This window comes from Sphingopyxis sp. TUF1, assembly GCF_036687315.1.
GTDB classification, from domain to species: domain Bacteria; phylum Pseudomonadota; class Alphaproteobacteria; order Sphingomonadales; family Sphingomonadaceae; genus Sphingopyxis; species Sphingopyxis kveilinensis.
On record NZ_CP144683.1, the window covers coordinates 461,392 to 478,910 of the forward strand.

The following is a 17,519-nucleotide window of genomic DNA, read 5'->3' on the forward strand; positions in this document are numbered from 1 at the left end:
GCTGGGATCGGTTGCATTTTTACTCCAGCGATCCCAGCTTTCGCTGGGATGACGGAAAGGCCTCGCGCCTATTCCTTCACCCCGCGCGATGCAAGCCGAAGGGGACGACCCTGTTCGCCGCATCATGGCCAATGTCGGCGCGGCCCAGCCAAGGGATGCCGGCGCGCGCGCACCAGCCTTGCGCAATTTCCTCGGCCTCCATGCCGAACGGCCGGTCGTTGTCGGGAATGTCGCTGACCCGCCCCAGCCGCAGCCCGGCAAGCCCCCGCGGAGCCAGATAGCTCGTCACATGAAACAGCGCGCGGTCGAAGGCATAGAGATATTCGCTCACCTCCTCGACCAGCAGGACATGTCCCGTCAGATCGGGCTCGAGCGGGGTGCCAAGCAGCATCGAAAGCGTCATCAGGTTGAATGCCGCGTGGCGCGCCCCATGCTCCAGCCCAGGCTCGCACGCCGCGGGATCGCGCGCCACGAGCCAGTCGAGCGCGCGCAGCACCGCCGCTTCGCCATCCTCGCGGCGAATGTCGGCGACCATCGGCCCATGCGCGACATGGTCGAACCCGTCGCGATAGAGCGCCGCCAGCAGATTGCCTTGGTCCGAGTAACCGAGGAACGCCTTGCCCCGCGCCGCGTCGGTCATCGCCGCAACCGCCTCCTCGGCGATGCGGCATGCGCCATAGCCACCCCGCGCGAACCATACCGCATCGATGTCGGCACGGTTCGCCATCTCCACCAGCGCGGCAAAGCGGTGCCCGTCCTCGCCCGCAAAATGGCCGTGAGTGGCGAAACATTGCGGATCGAACACCAGTTCGACCTCCGGATAACCGAGGCTGGCAATCGCGCGCACCGCCTCGGCATCGTCGGGCAAAATGGGGGTCGAGGGGGCGACGATGCCAATGCGCATGAACCGGCCTTTATTTCCGTTCGTGTCGAGCGAAGTCGAGACACCCCGAAGGCAAACGCCAAGCCGAGGGGCATCTCGACTTCGCTCGATGCGAACGGGAAAGGGCACGCCGCTCTGGTTGCAAACCCTCCACCAAAGCCATAACGCCGCGCCATGGCCGAAAACAAATCCTATTTCTTCTGCGGCATCGGCGGGTCGGGCATGTTGCCGCTGGCGATGATCGTCGCGGCGCGCGGCGCCAAGGTTTCGGGGTCGGACCGCAGCCGCGATCAGGGCCGGTCGCCGGACAAGTTCGGCTGGATCGAAAGCCGCGACATCGCTCTCTTCCCGCAGGACGGCAGCGGCGTCGCCGCGGGTCAGACGCTCGTCGCCTCGGCGGCGGTGGAGGACAGTGTGCCCGACGTCGCCGCCGCCAATGCGCTCGGCCTTCCCCGGATGACGCGCGCCGACCTCAACGCCGCGCTGTTCAACGCCGCGGACAAGGGCGTCGGCGTCGGCGGCACCAGCGGCAAGTCGACCGTCACCGGGATGATCGGCTGGATACTCGACCGCGCGGGCCGCAAGCCCACCGTGATGAACGGCGCGGTGATGCGCAATTTTGCGTCGCGTGACACGCCCTTCGCCAGCGCGCTGGTCGGCGGCGACGCCATCTATGTCAGCGAAGTCGATGAAAGCGACGGGTCGATCGCGCTCTACGACCCCGATGTCGCGGTGGTTACCAACATCAGCCTCGACCACAAAAGCCTCGACGAACTGCACCGTCTGTTCGGCGATTTCGCCGCAAAGGCGCGCATCGCGGTCGTCAATGCCGACGACCCCGAATCTACGCCGCTGCTTGCGGGCGCGAATGGCCTGCGCTTCGGTTTTGGTGACGATGCCGCGATCCGCGGCAGCAATTTTCAGCCGCTGCCCGACGGCTGCCGCTTCACGGTCCATGCCGCCGCCGACAGCCATGATGTGCGCTTGAAGATGCCCGGCCGCCATAATGCCGCCAACGCCCTCGCCGCCATCGCCGCAGCGCACGCGCTCGACATTCCCGTCGCCGCCTCGGTCGCGGCACTCGCCGATTTTGCCGGCCTCGCGCGGCGCTACGAGGTGCTTGGGCAGGTCGGCGGAGTCACCGCCATCGACGACTTCGCGCACAACCCCGATAAAGTCGCCGCGACGCTGGCCGCCGTCGCCGAACTGCCCGGCCGCGCGCTGCTGTTCTTCCAGCCGCACGGCTATGGCCCCCTGCGCCAGATGGGCCAGGAACTGGCGGCAAGCTTCGCGGCGGGAATGCGCCACGGCGATAAGCTTTATGTCTGCGATCCCGTTTATTTCGGCGGCACCGTCGACCGCAGCATCGGCAGCGAGGCGCTGGTTGCGGGTATCGTTGCAGGCGGCGCCGACGCCGTCCATCTGACGACACGCGCGAAATGCGGCGCGGCGATCCTCGACGAAGCGAAGCCGGGTGACCGCATCCTGATCCTCGGCGCGCGCGACGACACCCTCACCGAATTCGGGCGAGAACTCTTGGAAAAGCTCGACCGCCACGCTTGATTCTTTCGGGCGAATCTGTATAGGCGCGCTCATTCGGGGCGAGGCCACGTTGCCATCGCCCCGTTTGCTTTGCACGAATACGCAAGGCCGGACGACAGCCGGAGGGGTTTTGCGATTGGCGCGAAACCAGCGATCGGCCAAATCGAAGGAAGCGCATCATGCCGTTTTACGAGCATGTTTTTATCGCGCGTCAGGATCTGAGCCAGGCTCAGGTCGACGCGCTGGCGGAAACCGTCACCAACGTCATCGGCGAATATAAGGGCACGGTCCACAAGACCGAGACCTGGGGCCTGAAGCAGCTCGCCTACAAGATCCAGAAGAACCGCAAGGGTCATTATGTGATGCTGTCGGCCGAAGTGTCGGGCGAAGCCATCGCCGAGATCGAGCGTCAGGCTGCGATCAACGAAGACATCATTCGCTGGATGACCATCAAAGTCGATGAACTCGAAAAGGGTCCGTCGGTGATGATGCGCAAGCAGGAACGCGGCGGCCGTGGCCGCGGCCGTGACCGCGACGGCGAAGAATAAGGAACAGCAATATGGCACGACCCTTTTTCCGCCGCCGCAAGACCTGCCCCTTCAGCGCGAAGGACGCACCGGTCATCGATTACAAGGACGTCCGCCTGCTCCAGGGTTACCTGTCGGAGCGCGGCAAGATCGTCCCGTCGCGGATCACCGCGGTGTCCACCAAGAAGCAGCGCGAGCTGGCCAAGGCGATCAAGCGCGCCCGCCACATCGGCCTGCTCCCCTACATTGTGAAGTAAGGAGGGCAGCGTCATGGAAATCATCCTGCTCGAACGTATCGAGAAACTGGGCGGCATCGGCGACGTCGTTACCGTCAAGAATGGCTTTGCGCGCAACTATCTGCTCCCGAACAACAAGGCGCTTCGTGCGAACGACGCCAACCGCAAGCTGTTCGAAGCCAACCGCTCGAAGATCGAGGCCGACAACGCCGAACGTCGCACCGACGCCGAAGGCCGCGCCAAGGACATCGACGGCAAGCAGATCGTCCTGATCCGCCAGGCGTCCAACACCGGACAGCTTTATGGTTCGGTCGCGGTCCGCGACATCGTCGACGCGCTTGCCGAAGACGGCGTCCAGGGCGTGACCAAGTCGATGGTCGAGCTTGAACGCCCGATCAAGTCGCTCGGTCTCGTCGACGTCAAGGTCAAGCTGCACCCCGAAGTCATCGTGACCGTCGCCGTCAACGTCGCGCGTTCGCCCGACGAAGCCGAAATGCAGAAGCAGGGCATCGACGTCATCGCCGCGATGTTCGAAGAAGAACAGGCCGAAGCCGCCGCTGCGGCGCTCGAGCCCGACAGCGAAGACGAGTTCGAAGACGCCACACCGCCTTCGGAACGCGCTGCCGACGAAGACACGGCTACGGACGAAGCCGAAGAAGCCTGAGCTTCTTCTGCCTGAGCCTTTTGAAAAGGGCCGCGTTTCCGATGGAAGCGCGGCCCTTTTTCTGTGCGGAGCGCTCGTCGGGAAGGTCTGGAAGCGACTGATTTTGGCCATAAAATCCCCCCTGCCGCGAAGCGGTGGGGAGGGGGACCGCGCCCGCAGGGCGTGGTGGAGGGGCCGCGACGGTAGCGCCAAAGCCCCTCCGTCAGCGCTTGGCGCTGCCACCTCCCCATGGCTTCGCCACAGGGAGGATCGTAACTGGCAAAGCTTGGAGACGACCGAAACTGCCGTCGCCCCCCGCGAAGGCGGGGGCCGCTGTCGGTTTACGCAGCGACGCGGGGAAAGGCCGACGGCGGCCCCCGCCTTCGCGGGGGCGACGGTCAATTGAAACGCCCGCTCACCACCCCATACCGGACACCAAAAAACCGCTGTCCTACATGCGTCGGCTGTGTCAGCGTCACCCCCAGCTCTTTCACATGTAAACAACACAGCCGCTTCCCGACCCACCGGAACGGGGCGCTACAAATGGAACGCGCGCAAGGCTGACCTTTCTTGACCTTTGGAAGAATCAGGCGGTAATCGCCACACTCCATCCTATTCTCACGAAGTCACGCGTCGCGCGCGCCTTCGGCGAGCAGCCACGCGCGAAAGCTCTGCATCGCATCGTTTTCGGGCCGCGACATCAGGCGGGTGAGCCAGTAACGGCCGGCATCGATCGCCATCTCGAACGGCTGGACGAGCAGCTCGGCCGCGAGTTCGCGCGCGAACATCGATGGCGGCGCGAGCGCGACCCCCTGCCCTGCCGCCGCCGCGCTGGCCATCAGCGCCGAGCTGTCGAACATCGGGCCGCGAAGGACCGGGACGGGCACACCCGCGGCACCGAACCAGGCCGCCCACTCGTCGGCACGATACGACCGCAGCAGGCGCTCGGACACCAGATCGGCCGGTTCGCGGAGGCGCGCGGCGATCACGGGGGCACAGATCGGTGCCAATGGTGCGGCGAGCAATGGCTCGGCATGGGTGCCGTGCCAGGCGCCATCACCAAAACGGATCGCATAATCGATCGCCTCGCCTGCCAGATCGACGCGATTGTTGTTCGTCGCGATGCGCAGGTCGATCGACGGATGCGCGCGGGCGAAACGGTCGAGCCGCGGCAACAGCCAACCGGTCGCAAAGGTGCCGACCACCCCGACCTTCAACGCTTCGCGAAACCGTCCGTCGGCATATTGGTCAAGCGTCGCCGCAACGCGGTCGAACGCCTCCGACACCACGGGTACGAGCGCATGACCTTCGTCGGTCAAGGCCAGCCCGCGCGGCAGCCGATGGAACAGGCGCGTGCCGAGACGCTTTTCGAGTTCGGCGACCTGATGGCTCACCGCCCCTTGGCTCACGCACAGTTCAAGCCCCGCGCGCGTGAAGTTCAGGTGGCGTGCTGCGGCCTCGAAGGCGCGGAGGGCGTTGAGGGGAAGCTGGGCGCGGTCCATGCCGTACCATCAAATATTCTCATGTCTTTGTCGAGAAATCATGCTTTGCCGCCCGCACGCACGCTTGGCATTTTCGGTTGCGAAGGGAGAATAGAATGATCGAAACAATCGGAATATTGGCCTGGCTCGCGAGCGCAGTCGGCGCCCCCGCCCCGGCGATCGATCCGCTGACGCAACCGATCGTCACGTCCCGAACGGCGGCATGGCTCGCCCCCGCGGAACCGACGAAAATCGCCGACAACACCTATCTCGTCGGCTTTGCGGGGCTTAGCGTCGCGCTGATCGATACCGGCGAAGGACTGGTGCTGGTCGACGGCGCGCTGCCGCAAGCCGCACCCGCGATCCTCGCCAATGTCCGCAAGCTCGGTTTCGACCCCAAAGACATCAAATTTATTCTGAGCACCGAACCGCATTTCGATCATGCCGGCGGCATCGCCGCACTTGCGCGCGACACCGGCGCGACGGTGGTCGCAAGCGAGCGCGGTGCCGAGGGGCTGCGCACCGGCCGCCACGCCGCCGACGACCCGCAGCTCGCCTATGGCGGCAGCTGGCCTGCGGTGGCGAACGTCCGCACGATGCAGGACGGCGAAGTGCTGTGGCTGGGCAAGACCGCGATCACCGCGGTCGCGACGCCGGGGCACACGATGGGCAGCATGAGCTGGACCTGGCAGGCGTGCGAGGGCGGCAACTGCAAGGCGGTCGTCTTTGCATCGAGCCTCAATCCCGTGTCGGCCGACGATTATCGCTACACGGCGAGCGCAAGCGCGCCGATCGTCAAGGGATTCGAGCAAAGCTATCGCAGGATGGACGCACTCGCGTGCGACATATTAATCTCGGCGCATCCCGACAATGCGGGCGACGGGCGCTATAGCGCCAAACCCCGCGCCTGCCGTGCCTATGCGGATCGTTCGCGTCAAACGCTGGCAAGGCGGCTGGCCCGGGAGCGCGCCGAATCGCCGAAATAGCGGGCCAGGTTTTCCTTTCAGGAGCAGCGCCGCAAAGACGGCCTATTTGTCGACCACCAAGCAGGCCTGACCATCCTTGCGGAGCGACGTGCAGAAGCTCTCGGCCTCGCTCTTGTTAGCAAAACCACCGGCCTGCAGGCGGGTAAGCTTGCCGCTCTTGACCAGATGCCGCTGGCGCCCCGCGACAGCAGGGTTCTTCTTGGCGAGCGCGGCCCACAGGCCGCGAGCATTGGCTTCGACCCCGAAAGCACCGAGCTGCGCGCGCCAAGGGCTTGCGATTGCATTTTGGACGGCGGCCGGTGCGGGAACGGCCTTGCCCGGAACGGGCGTGGCGGACGTCGGCACTTTGTTTTCGGGCGGCGGCGTATAGGTCGTGCCCGGCTGCCGCGTCGCGGCTACTGCCGCAGCGGTCGCTTCGGCGGCAGCGGCTGCGGCCGCTGTAGCTACAGGCCAGGACGTCGTGGCAGGCTTGTCGGCTGCGAGGGCGGGCGTTGGTTTCGGCGCAGGAATGACCGGCGGCGCCGAATAGCTGGTACCTGGCGCCGAAGCGGGCAGGCTCGCGGCCTTGATCGGCGAGGATCGCGCAGGTTCCGGTGCGGACGGTGCCCCCGCGCTGACCGCGGCCAGCCGCTCACGTTGTTCGCTGCGCTCCATGTCGGGGATCATTGCAAGACCACGCTGCCGCTGGTCGAGCGGGATCAGACTGTCGAGCTGGACAAGCCGCGCCGAGGCGACCGAAAGCCCGGCGTCACTCGCGCGCTTGGTCAGCGCATAGGCGCGCGACCAGTCGCGCTCTGCCAAGTCGCCGTTGAAATGCGCGGTGCCGAGGACATATTGCGCGCGCGGCTCGCCCCGCGCCGCCGACTTGACGATATGGGGCATCGCTTCTTCGCGCCGGTTCGCGGTGAACAGCACGAGGCCGAGATTATCCTCCGCCTGCAAATGCCCCTGCTTCGCGGCACGGCGATACCAAGCCTCGGCCTGCGCCAGATCGGCGGGGACGCCGCGGCCGAGCTTGTACGCCTGCCCCAAGTTGAACTGCGCATCGGCGTCGCCCGCAATCGCCAGCGGGCGCCATTCGGCCACGGCCGCCGGATAATTGCCCGCCTGCCACGCATCGACCCCCGCCTTGACGTCGGCGCGCGCGGGAACCGCAAATGTCGACAGCGCGAGCAGCGGCAAGGCAAGCAAGGCGGCGGAGCGGAATAAACGCATCTTATTCTCCAATGACTTGCGTCGCATTCGGGCGACCTAAGTCCACGAGCATCGTCATAGCGCAAAATGGCTAACACGGCGTTAGCGGTAAATGGCAGCGCGACGAAGTCGGACCATATTGGGATAAGTCCAGCTTAGAGCCTTCTTTACCACGATTGCGAACCCCTCGTTCACCCTCTTTTTGTCATCGTTAACTCAATTTTAGCGCCCCGCATGGCATCCCTTCGCCGATTATTGGATTTCCGAGGGGGTAACGCAGTGCGCGTATTGGCATTGGCTTCACAGAAGGGCGGGTCGGGCAAGACGACGCTTTCGGGACACCTCGCGGTGCAGGCGCAGCTTGCCGGCGCCGGTCCCGTCGTGCTCATCGACATCGATCCGCAGGGTTCGCTCGCCGACTGGTGGAACGAACGCGAAACCGACCTTCCCGCCTTTGCGCAGACCACCGTCGCGCGGCTCGCTTCCGATCTTGAAATCCTGCGCCAGCAGGGTTTCAAGCTCGCGGTCATCGACACCCCGCCCGCGATCACCATGGCAATCCAGAGCGTCATCTCGGTAGCAGAACTGATCGTCGTGCCGACGCGCCCCAGCCCGCACGACCTGCGCGCCGTCGGCGCCACCGTCGATCTTTGCGAACGCGCGGGCAAACCGCTGGTGTTCGTCGTCAACGCCGCGACGCCTAAGGCCAAGATCACCAGCGAAGCCGCGGTTGCACTGTCGCAGCACGGCACCGTCGCCCCCGTCACGCTGCACCACCGCACCGACTATGCCGCGTCGATGATCGACGGCCGCACGGTGATGGAGGTCGATCCCAACGGCCGCTCGGCCGACGAGATCCGCCAGTTGTGGACCTATATGAACGATCGCCTCGAAAAGAATTTCCGCCGGACTGTCTTCGCAGCGCCATTGCCGACGCAGGGCAATTATGGCGCGGTCCGCCCGATGGGTGGTGGCTTCGGCCGCCGCGTCGCTGGTCAGTGACGGAAGGAACGGGAACCATGGGCGAACCGAAACCCCTCGCATCGCTGAGCGCCGGCCTCCTGGCTCGCAAGGGCGGCGCGCGTCCCGCGATGCGCCGCCAGCCGCTCGGCAGCGGCCCCGCGCCGATGAACAGCATGGGTTATGATGACCTTGGCTGGAACGACATGGGCTATGACGTCGATCCCGACCAGTCGGGCGAACCCGCGCGGATGCTCGACCTGAAGCCGCTGCTGACCGGTTCGGTGCTTGCGCACAATGTCGAAGCCGAACATGCGGTCGACGCGAGCGAAGGCCACGAACTCATCGCCGGATCGCTCGATGTCGATCATGGCGCAGAGCCCCTTGCGGACCACCAACCGGAGGTGCCCGAAGTCGTGCGTCAGCAGGAATCGCTAATCGAACGCGTCGCCGCGGTGGCGCGCAAGGTCGAGGCGCGTCCCGAACCGGCGCCGAAGAAGGAAAAGGCCCCGCGTGCGCTGCGTGCTCGCGAGAAGGCGGCCTTTACCCTGCGCCTCGATGCCGAGCGCCACCTTCGCCTGCGCCTCGCCAGTGCCGTCACGAACCGGTCGTCGCAGGTTATCCTGACCGACCTGCTCGACGAATATCTCGCCTCGCTGCCCGAAATCGACGCGATGGCGAGCCGCCTGCCCGCGGCACGCCCGGTGCGCGGCCAGCGCTGACGATCTGAAGGGGATCCCGACCATGAACCGCAAGATGCTGATGAACCTCGCTGTTTCGGGCTTCGTGCTCGGCGTGGCGACAGGGTGCAGCGGCATGGGCGCGATGGCCGATGCGCCGTCGCGTGCCGCCGGTACGCCCGCGGTTGCCGCCAAATCGGCCGACAAGGCGCGCGTCGCACTCGAATCCGGCAAGGCCGGCAAGGCTGTCGGCCTTGCCGAAGCAGCGGTCGCGGGAAGCCCGCGCGACGCAGGCTATCGCACCCTGCTGGGTCAGGCCTATCTGGGCGACGGCCGCTTCGCTTCAGCTGCTACTGCGCTGACCGAAGCGATGGAACTCGGCGCGCGGGACAGCAACACGATCCTCTCGCTCGCGCTCGCCGAAATTGCACAGGACCGCAACGGCGAAGCCGTCGCGCTGCTCACCCGCCACCGCGACGCTGTGCCGGCGTCCGACCTCGGCCTCGCCCTTGCGCTCGCCGGTGATAGCGAAGGCTCGCTCTATGTGCTCGGCGAAGCCGCGCGCGCCGAAGGCGCTGACGCGCGGACGCGCCAGAACCTGGCTCTTGCGCTAGCCCTTTCGGGCCGCTGGGCCCAGGCGCGCATCGTCGCGTCGCAGGATCTCTCGCTCGCCAAGCTCGAAGGGCGGATGGCTGAATGGTCGAAGCTTGCCGAGCAGCCAAACGCGCAAGTGCGCGTCGCCAGCCTGATCGGCACCAGCGCGCAGCCCGACGCCGGGATGCCCGTGCGCCTTGCACTCAGCAATTTCGCCGATACCCAAATGGCCGTTGCCGAACCCGCGAGCGAAACGCCGGTCCAGCTCGCCAGTGCAGATCCGGCGCCGGTCGCTGATTATGCACCGCCGCCGCCCGCACTTGCCGGCGCCGGAAGCACGATTCGCAGCGTCGAACTGCCGATGCCCGAACGCACCGCCGATGGCGTCGTGCCGGTCACCGAACTGCCGCAGCCTGCGGCCGCCGCCGAAATCATCCTCGCTGATGCCAATTCGTATCGCCGCGCGCCGCGCACCGCGGGTGAAGGCCATATCCGCCCCGCACAGCAACAGGCGCTCGAACTCGCGACCGTCATGGTGCCCAAAGCGATGGGTTTCGACGCCAAAAAGCCCAACGGCTGGGCCGTGCAACTCGGCGCCTATGACAGCCTGGCCATTGCCAAGGAAAAATGGGGCACGCTCAAGAAGCGTAATGGCGTTCTCGGTCGTTTCCCTGCGTCCAGCCATGCCGCCGCCGTCAACGGCCGCACCTTCTACCGCCTGACAGTCAACGGCCTCGCCTCGCGCGCCGATGCCTCCAGCCTTTGCAATCAGCTCAAGGCACAGGGCCAGACCTGTTTCATCCGCGCAATGGGCGGCAGCGAAAACATCCAGTGGGCCGCCAATGCCAGCCCGATGCGGCTCGCCTCGCGCTAAAATCGGTTTCCCGGCTAAGGGGGGAGGGGCGTGGCCGCGAGGCCGCGCCTCTCTGTTGTTCGGGCCAGCGAAGGATCAATAGCCCATCAGGCCCAGCACTTCCTTGCGGCTGCGCTGATCCTCGAGGAAACAGCCGAGCAGGCGGCTCGTCACCATGCCGACGCCAGGGGTACGGACGCCGCGGCCGGTCATGCAGCCATGCTGCGCATCGATCACGACCGCGACGCCGTGCGGCTGCAAATTGTCCCAAATGCACTGCGCGACCTCGGCGGTCAGCCGCTCCTGCACCTGCAGCCGCCGCGCATAGCCGTTGAGTACGCGCGCGAGCTTGGAAATGCCGACGACGCGATCCTTGGGCAGATAGGCGATCGACGCCTTCCCCGTGATCGGTGCCATATGATGTTCACAATGCGACTGGAACGGAATGTCGCGCAGCAGCACGACCTCGTCATAGCCGCCGACCTCTTCGAAGGTGCGCGACAGGTGGACCGAGGGATCCTCGCCATAGCCCGAGCAATATTCCCTCCACGCGCGCGCAACGCGGCGCGGCGTGTCGCGCAGCCCTTCGCGCGCAGGATCGTCGCCGGCCCATTCGATCAGCGTGCGAACCGCGTCCGCAACATGCTGCGGAACGACCACCTTGCCGTCTGGCCCCAACTCCTGTCCCAAATTGCTCATTGCCCCGCTTTCACTGTTGCCATCATGTCGCACATTTCGGCGCGACCGGGCCGATAAGCAAGGCCTGCGCGCCAAGATTTTATGGCCCGCGGGCAAGTTGACGTTGCGGAATCTTAGCTTTTTATGGATTTCAACAGGCGCAGTTTCGCGTCCTTTTTTGGGCCAAACAAGCCACTTGACGCTTTCGTCAAGTGAGCGCACCCTTAGGCAATACAGAACTCGCTCAAGCGGGTCGTATTCCGGAGAGGCCGTGCGTTTTCCCCGACGCCGGCGGGAGAGGACGATGACCAGCACAGCTGGCAGGTGGGAATTTCAAGGGCACATGGCCACATTGGCCGGGTGCCCTTTGCCATGTCTGGTCGTTTCCCCTCCCCTTACCACAATTTGATGTTGGGCGGCCCCGCACCTCGCGGGGTTGAAAAAGGGAGGCTGTAAATGAAGTTCAAGGCACTGATCGGAACGTCGATCCTTGCGATGGCGGTGGCGACACCGGCCTATGCGCAGGATGCGGAGGAAGAAGTCGCGCGCGATGCCTTCGGCGGCGAAATCGTCGTCACGGCGCAGCGACAGTCGGAACGACTGCAGGACGTGCCGATCGCAGTCAGCGCCTTTTCGACCGAGGCGCTGGAGGCACAGCAGATCAAGACACCGTCGGATCTGCAGCTGACGCTGCCCAACGTGACGTTCACTAAGACCAATTTCACGGGCGCCAGTTTTACGATCCGCGGCATCGGCGACCTTTGCGTCGGTACCACCTGCGACAGCGCGACCGCGATCCACCTGAACGGCGATCCGCTGTTTTCGACGCGCCTGTTCGAAACCGAATTTTTCGACCTTGAGCGCATCGAGGTGCTGCGCGGCCCGCAGGGCACGCTTTTCGGGCGTAACGCCACCTCCGGCGTGGTTAACGTGATCACGGCCAAGCCCAAGCTCGGCGCCTTCGAGGCCGCTGCCGAAGCCGAATATGGCAATTATAATTCGATCAAGGGCAAGGCGATGGTCAACATCCCCCTTGGCGACACCATGGGACTGCGCGTCGCAGGTATCTACCTCAACCGCGACGGCTACACGAAAAACGAGTTCCTCGACACGCGCATTGACGACCGCGACCTTTATTCGGTCCGCGGTTCTTTCCGCTGGGAGCCGACGCCCGACACGACGATCGATCTGCTCGCCTCCTATTTCCGCGAAAAGGACAAGCGCACCCGCATCCAGAAACAGCTTTGCCAGCGCGACCCGACCGGCATCCTCGGCTGCTTGAACAGCCGCCTCGACAATTCGCCCTTCAACGGCAACGCGACCTTCACCGCGGCGCTGACCTCGCGCGAATTCCTGGCAATCCGCGGTATTCCGCAGGCCTTCGCACTCGGCAGCCTCTATGGCCCCGACGTGTACGCCAATACCACGATCCCGTCGGATCCGCGGACCGTGAACACTGCCTATACGCCGAGCTATTTTACCAGCGAACTGACGCTACAGGGCCAGATCGAACATAATTTCGGTCCGGTGTCGTTGCAGGTGTCGGGCCAGTATCAGAAGGTCAAGCTCGACGCATCGCAGGATTATAACAGCAACGTCGGCAACCGTGCACTCTACGCGACCGGCCTGGCCACGCTCCAGGCGGCAGCGAACGGCGCGTTTGGCCCAGCGCTTACACCTTATTTCGCGCCCGTCGCTGCAGCGATTATTCCGAACGGCCCGAACGGCCAGCTTTGCACGTCACTGGCCGAAGAAAGCGGTTACGGCGCCTATGGTGGCAACAAAATCTGCAGCGACCAGTCACTCCAGTTCGACCGGTCGAACCAGTATAACAGCAGCTGGTCGGTCGAGGGTATCTTGTCGAGCGACCTCGACGGACCGTTCAACTTCCTCATCGGCGGCATTTACGCAGATTATCACCTGACCGAGAACAGCTACTATGTGAATGCCTTCCCGATCGACTATCTGACCGGCGTGCTAGGCGCCTTCACGGCGGCGACCAACCCGCCGGCCGCGGGCGGTCCGCTCCCACCCTCGTTCCTCGCGACGCCGTTCTTCCGGAACAACACCGACGATCTGAAGATCACATCCTACGGACTGTTTGGCGAAGCATATTTCGAATTCAACGATCGGGTGAAACTGACGGTCGGTCTGCGGTACAACAATGACAAGAAGGAGGTCAGGGCGCGCTCGACGCTCGCAAGCTTCCTTGCCCCGCATGGCGGCACCGGCAACGCATTCGATTCGCCCTTCGTCGGATCGTTCGATGCCGATCCGGGCACGCCGGGCAACCAGATCATTCAGGAGCGCGACGTCAAGTTCAACAAGCTCACTGGCCGTGCGGTGATCGATTTTAAGATCACCGACGACAATCTGCTCTATGCCTCCTATTCCCGTGGCTACAAGTCGGGTGGTATCAACCCGCCATTACAGCCCATTTTCGCAGTGCCCGAAAGCTTCCGCCCAGAGCAGGTTGATGCCTTTGAGATCGGGTCGAAAAATACCTTCGACAATGGCGCGCTGCAATTGAACCTCACCGCATTCTATTATAAATATAAGGATCTTCAACTCAGCAAGATCGTCGCCCGCACCGCGGTCAACGACAATGTCAGCGCCGATATCTACGGGTTCGAGGCCGAGGGCATCGTGCGTCCTGACCCCGACTGGGTTATCAATCTGGGCTTCAGCTACCTGCACACCAAGGTAACCGACGACAAGTTCACCAGCAATCCGCGGGATTTTGGCGGCGGCCGCGCAGATGCGGTGATTATCAAGGACATCACCAACGCCGCCAACTGCGCCGTCGCATCGACGTCGGGCAACGTGGCGGGGGTTAACGCCTTCGTTAACGGTGTGCAGCAAGTCATCAACGGCGGATTTGTTCCTGGAGTACAAGCCGGCGCGGGTCTGCAACCGACCACATCGTTCCCCGCGGATGGCGGAATCGCATCGACCGGGGCTTTCAGCATTTGCGGTGTGATGGAAGCTGCGGCGGCTGGCGCTTTCGCGGCCGCAGGCCTGAATCCAGCAACCTTTGGCGGGATCGAGTATTTCTCAGCGGGCGTCCCGGTTAACATCAAGGGCAACCAGCTGCCGCAGGCGCCGAACTACAAGTTCAGTGCGGGCGTCCAATACACGGCGCGGTTGGGCGACGGCGGCATGACGCTCGTTCCACGCTTTGATCTTGCCTATACGGGTGAAAGCTATGGCAGCATTTTCAACGGCAACGTCAACAAGATCAAAGGCTATGCCCAGGTCAACGCCCAGCTGCAGCTGAACGGCCCTGACGACAAATGGTATGTGAAGGGCTTCATCCAGAACCTCTTCGATTCCAACAGCGTCACCGGCCTGTACATCACCGACCAATCGTCGGGTAACTACACCAACATCTTCACGCTCGAACCGCGCCGCTACGGCATCGCAGCGGGCGTCAAATTCTAACGTCATCTGCAGTCAAGCAGGAAACCCCGGCCTCTCAATCGAGCGGCCGGGGTTATTTTTCAGTGCCGGTAAAAGAAAAGGGCCGGGCCATCACACGATGGCCCGGCCCGTTCTTTGATCCCGAAGGATCAGCACGTCACATCAGAACTTCGCGCGCAGCTTCACTCCATAGAGACGCGGCGGGGCCGGATAGACGGCGAAGCTCGCGCTCTGTTCGGGGATCGGGAAGGACGTGATGTTGTAATATTTATTGAATAGGTTCTCGACATAGAATTCGACCGCATAATTCTGGTCGGGTCCGAAATTCAGCCCCGCCCGCGCGTTGACGATCGAATAGCCGTCGTTGGTCGTGAACGGCACCGCGATCGGATCGTTGATCGTGTTCGCGTCGCTGTTCATGCGCCAGTCGACATGCACCAGCCCGCCGACATTGCTGCTGATCTGCGGCGTCCAGGTGACGGCCCCCGTGACGACATGCTTGGGCGAGTTGGTGAGCGGCAGGCCATTGTCGGTGCCGGCCGCGACGTCCTTCACCTCGGTATCGACATAGGAATAGCCGAGCATAATGTTGAGGTTCGGCGCCGGACGGATGACCGATTCCAGCTCGACACCCTGCGCCACGACCTTGTCGAAATTCTGGACGACGAAGTTGTTCCCCTCGAACGCCAGGTTCTGATAGCCCTTCAGCTCGGTGTAAAAGACGTTGGCGTTGAACTGAAACGCGTTGCTGAAATCGGTTTTCACGCCGAATTCAAACGAATCGACATCCTCGTTCCCGAATTCGAGATCCGATGCCTGCGCGCCGTTGCCGCCGAGGAACGCGGTGTCGAAGGAACCGCGATCGAGGTTGTAGCCGCCCGACTTGTAGCCGCGGTCATAGCCGCCATAGATCATTACGCGCTCGTCGAGCTTGATCGAAAGCTTCGCGGTACCCGTCAGCTTGCTCTCGCTGCGCTTATCGCGATAGATGCCGTTGAATTCCGGGTTGACCACCGGGTTGCAGACGAGGTTGAAGATCGCGCTGCCAAGACCCGACGGCAGCCCCTGCAGCGCCTGGCGATAGAGCGCGTAACGGGGGCCCTGCAACGTCGCGCAGCCCGGCAAGTTCGACTGCAGGTCAGCATTCAGCTTCTTCGATTCATGATTGTAGCGCAGACCAAGGGTCAGCGAGATATTGTCGTTGAAGTCGATGATATTATGCGTGAACAAAGCAAAGGCTTCGGTATCGACGCGATAGCTGTCGGCGATCTGGCCCTGGCCCGCCTGCGGCGCGGGAAGCGGCGTCAGGAAGGTGTCGAGCACGCCCGCCTGCGCGGCCGCGGCTGCCAGCTGCGGGTTCGATGCCAGCAGCACCTGACCGACCAGCGGCGCGTTCGGGATCGACTGGAAAATCTGGAAACCGGTCGGTCCGGGCACCGATGCGTCGGTCAGCGCATTGATAAACGCGTCGACATATTGCGCGCCCTGCGTCCCGAAGCGGGTACGCTCGGTGTATTTCAGCTTTTCGTTGAGATAGAAGCCGCCGATCAGCCAGTCGACATGATCGTCGAACGCCGTGCCCTTCAGGCGAATTTCCTGCGTGAAATCGCGCATCCCGATCGGCATGTTTTCGCGATAGGCGCGGTCGATGCCGGAGAAGTCGACATCCATGCCGCGGGTCGCTTTCCAGTCGCGCCACGCAGTGATCGACGTCAGCTCGACGCCGCCCAGATCCCAGTCGAGCTGACCCGAAACGCCCCATTCGCGCATCTTTTCGGTGAGGTCACGGTCGGGCGAATAGGCGACTTCGCGATCCTTGGGATTAAAGGGCGTCACGATGCCCGTCAGGCCGTTGGCGGCGGCCAGCTGCTGAATGACTGCGCTCGCGGCAAAGGCCGGCGTGCCCGGCTGCGCAAAGCCCGAGTTGGTGTTGAGCGCACCGCAGCATTGCTCGTCGGTCTTCGCGTAATCGGCGATCAGGCGGAACGACACATCGTCCTTTTCGAACAGGGCCTGCCCGCGTACCGACCAGCGATCGAGATTGTTGAAACGGCGGTCGCTGTTGACGTCTTTGATATAGCCGTCGCGCTTGTGATAGCCGCCATCGAGCCGCACCGCGAGCGTTTCGGACACCGGCCCCGTCACCCCGGCCTTCAGTTCGATCTCGTCCAGATTGCCATAGCTCGCCTCGGCATAGCCGCCGAGGTTGAAGCTGGGCTTTTGCGTGACGATGTTTAGCGCGCCGGCGGAGGTGTTGCGGCCGAACAGCGTGCCCTGCGGCCCGCGCAGCACTTCGACGCGATCGATCGGCGGCAGGTCGGCCAGCGCAAGGCCGGCACGCGCGCGGAAAACGCCGTCGACAAAAACGCCGACCGACGGTTCGAAGCCGGGGTTGTCACCCGCGGTACCAATGCCGCGGATACGCAGGACGACGCCCGTCGCCGTCGACTGGCCGGTCGTCGCCTGGAAGCTGGGCGCGATCTGGCGGAGCCCGCGAATATCGCTGATGCCGGCGTTTTCGAGCTGCTCGCCGCCGACCACATTGACCGCGATCGGAATATCTTGCGAACGCTGCGCGCGGCCGGTGGCGGTGACGATGATGTCGTTGCCATAATCGGTATCGTCGAACGTCTCCGCGCTTTCATCGGTGGCCGCCGGCGCAGCAGGTGCCGCGTCCTGGGCAAAAGCGATGGCGGGGCTGGTCGCGGCGCACAACATGGTGGCGCCCAACAAAATGTTGCGCAAAGTCATGATTAGGTCTCTCTCTCCAAACCACCGTGGCGCAGCCAAAGGCTTATCGGGAGATGCCCGGCGGTAATCTGCTGATCTAGCACCCCTTCCG

14 protein-coding genes are annotated in these 17,519 nt (G+C 64.0%); 9 read left to right on the forward strand and 5 right to left on the reverse strand.

All coding sequences use genetic code 11. From position 1 onward, the window contains the following. Nucleotides 1-76 precede the first annotated feature (76 nt). Entirely contained in the window at nucleotides 77-904 is an 828-nt protein-coding gene (locus tag VSX77_RS02220; protein WP_338426044.1) for an LD-carboxypeptidase, read from the reverse strand. Between the two features lie 153 nt (nucleotides 905-1,057). On the opposite strand from VSX77_RS02220, the gene VSX77_RS02225 reads away from it, so the two are divergent. The 4 genes from VSX77_RS02225 to rplI all read left to right on the forward strand — a co-directional run bounded on the left by VSX77_RS02225 (nucleotide 1,058) and on the right by rplI (nucleotide 3,852). After that, nucleotides 1,058-2,446 carry a Mur ligase family protein gene (locus VSX77_RS02225; protein WP_338426045.1) on the forward strand — a complete coding sequence of 463 codons (1,389 nt, stop codon included), beginning with the start codon at nucleotides 1,058-1,060 and terminating at the stop codon, nucleotides 2,444-2,446. A 158-nt stretch (nucleotides 2,447-2,604) separates the two neighbouring features. Continuing rightward, a complete protein-coding gene (gene rpsF, locus VSX77_RS02230; RefSeq protein ID WP_338426046.1) occupies nucleotides 2,605-2,973 on the forward strand; it encodes a 30S ribosomal protein S6 in 369 nt (122 codons plus the stop codon). An 11-nt stretch (nucleotides 2,974-2,984) separates the two neighbouring features. Further along, complete coding sequence (rpsR, locus tag VSX77_RS02235; RefSeq protein WP_003040094.1) at nucleotides 2,985-3,209, forward strand: 30S ribosomal protein S18; 225 nt, start codon at nucleotides 2,985-2,987, stop codon at nucleotides 3,207-3,209. A 13-nt stretch (nucleotides 3,210-3,222) separates the two neighbouring features. After that, nucleotides 3,223-3,852, forward strand: coding sequence for a 50S ribosomal protein L9 (gene rplI, locus VSX77_RS02240; protein WP_338426047.1), 630 nt, complete (start codon nucleotides 3,223-3,225; stop codon nucleotides 3,850-3,852). 605 nt (nucleotides 3,853-4,457) lie between these two features. On the opposite strand, the gene VSX77_RS02245 is transcribed toward rplI, so the two are convergent. Beyond that, entirely contained in the window at nucleotides 4,458-5,333 is an 876-nt protein-coding gene (locus VSX77_RS02245) for a LysR family transcriptional regulator (protein WP_338426048.1), read from the reverse strand. 95 nt (nucleotides 5,334-5,428) lie between these two features. Between VSX77_RS02245 and bla the strand changes: the two genes are divergently transcribed. Beyond that, nucleotides 5,429-6,298, forward strand: coding sequence for a subclass B3 metallo-beta-lactamase (bla, locus tag VSX77_RS02250; protein ID WP_338426049.1), 870 nt, complete (start codon nucleotides 5,429-5,431; stop codon nucleotides 6,296-6,298). A gap of 42 nt (nucleotides 6,299-6,340) precedes the next feature. Here bla and VSX77_RS02255 read toward each other — a convergent pair whose 3' ends face one another. Further along, nucleotides 6,341-7,513, reverse strand: coding sequence for an SPOR domain-containing protein (locus tag VSX77_RS02255; protein ID WP_338426050.1), 1,173 nt, complete (start codon nucleotides 7,511-7,513; stop codon nucleotides 6,341-6,343). Nucleotides 7,514-7,771: 258 nt separating this feature from the next. Between VSX77_RS02255 and VSX77_RS02260 the strand changes: the two genes are divergently transcribed. From VSX77_RS02260 to VSX77_RS02270, 3 genes are read left to right on the forward strand one after another with little or no spacing between them, the layout of a single operon-like run. Then, entirely contained in the window at nucleotides 7,772-8,494 is a 723-nt protein-coding gene (locus VSX77_RS02260; protein WP_338426051.1) for a ParA family protein, read from the forward strand. Between the two features lie 17 nt (nucleotides 8,495-8,511). Next, complete coding sequence (locus VSX77_RS02265; RefSeq protein WP_338426052.1) at nucleotides 8,512-9,174, forward strand: hypothetical protein; 663 nt, start codon at nucleotides 8,512-8,514, stop codon at nucleotides 9,172-9,174. Between the two features lie 22 nt (nucleotides 9,175-9,196). Then, nucleotides 9,197-10,600: an SPOR domain-containing protein gene (locus VSX77_RS02270; RefSeq protein WP_338426053.1), complete on the forward strand. Its 1,404-nt coding sequence runs from the start codon at nucleotides 9,197-9,199 to the stop codon at nucleotides 10,598-10,600. Between the two features lie 75 nt (nucleotides 10,601-10,675). Here VSX77_RS02270 and folE read toward each other — a convergent pair whose 3' ends face one another. Next, complete coding sequence (gene folE / locus VSX77_RS02275) at nucleotides 10,676-11,278, reverse strand: GTP cyclohydrolase I FolE (protein ID WP_338426054.1); 603 nt, start codon at nucleotides 11,276-11,278, stop codon at nucleotides 10,676-10,678. A 435-nt stretch (nucleotides 11,279-11,713) separates the two neighbouring features. On the opposite strand from folE, the gene VSX77_RS02280 reads away from it, so the two are divergent. Beyond that, nucleotides 11,714-14,698 carry a TonB-dependent receptor gene (locus VSX77_RS02280; RefSeq protein ID WP_338426055.1) on the forward strand — a complete coding sequence of 995 codons (2,985 nt, stop codon included), beginning with the start codon at nucleotides 11,714-11,716 and terminating at the stop codon, nucleotides 14,696-14,698. Between the two features lie 141 nt (nucleotides 14,699-14,839). On the opposite strand, the gene VSX77_RS02285 is transcribed toward VSX77_RS02280, so the two are convergent. After that, complete coding sequence (locus VSX77_RS02285; protein WP_338426056.1) at nucleotides 14,840-17,428, reverse strand: TonB-dependent receptor; 2,589 nt, start codon at nucleotides 17,426-17,428, stop codon at nucleotides 14,840-14,842. Nucleotides 17,429-17,519 lie beyond the last annotated feature (91 nt).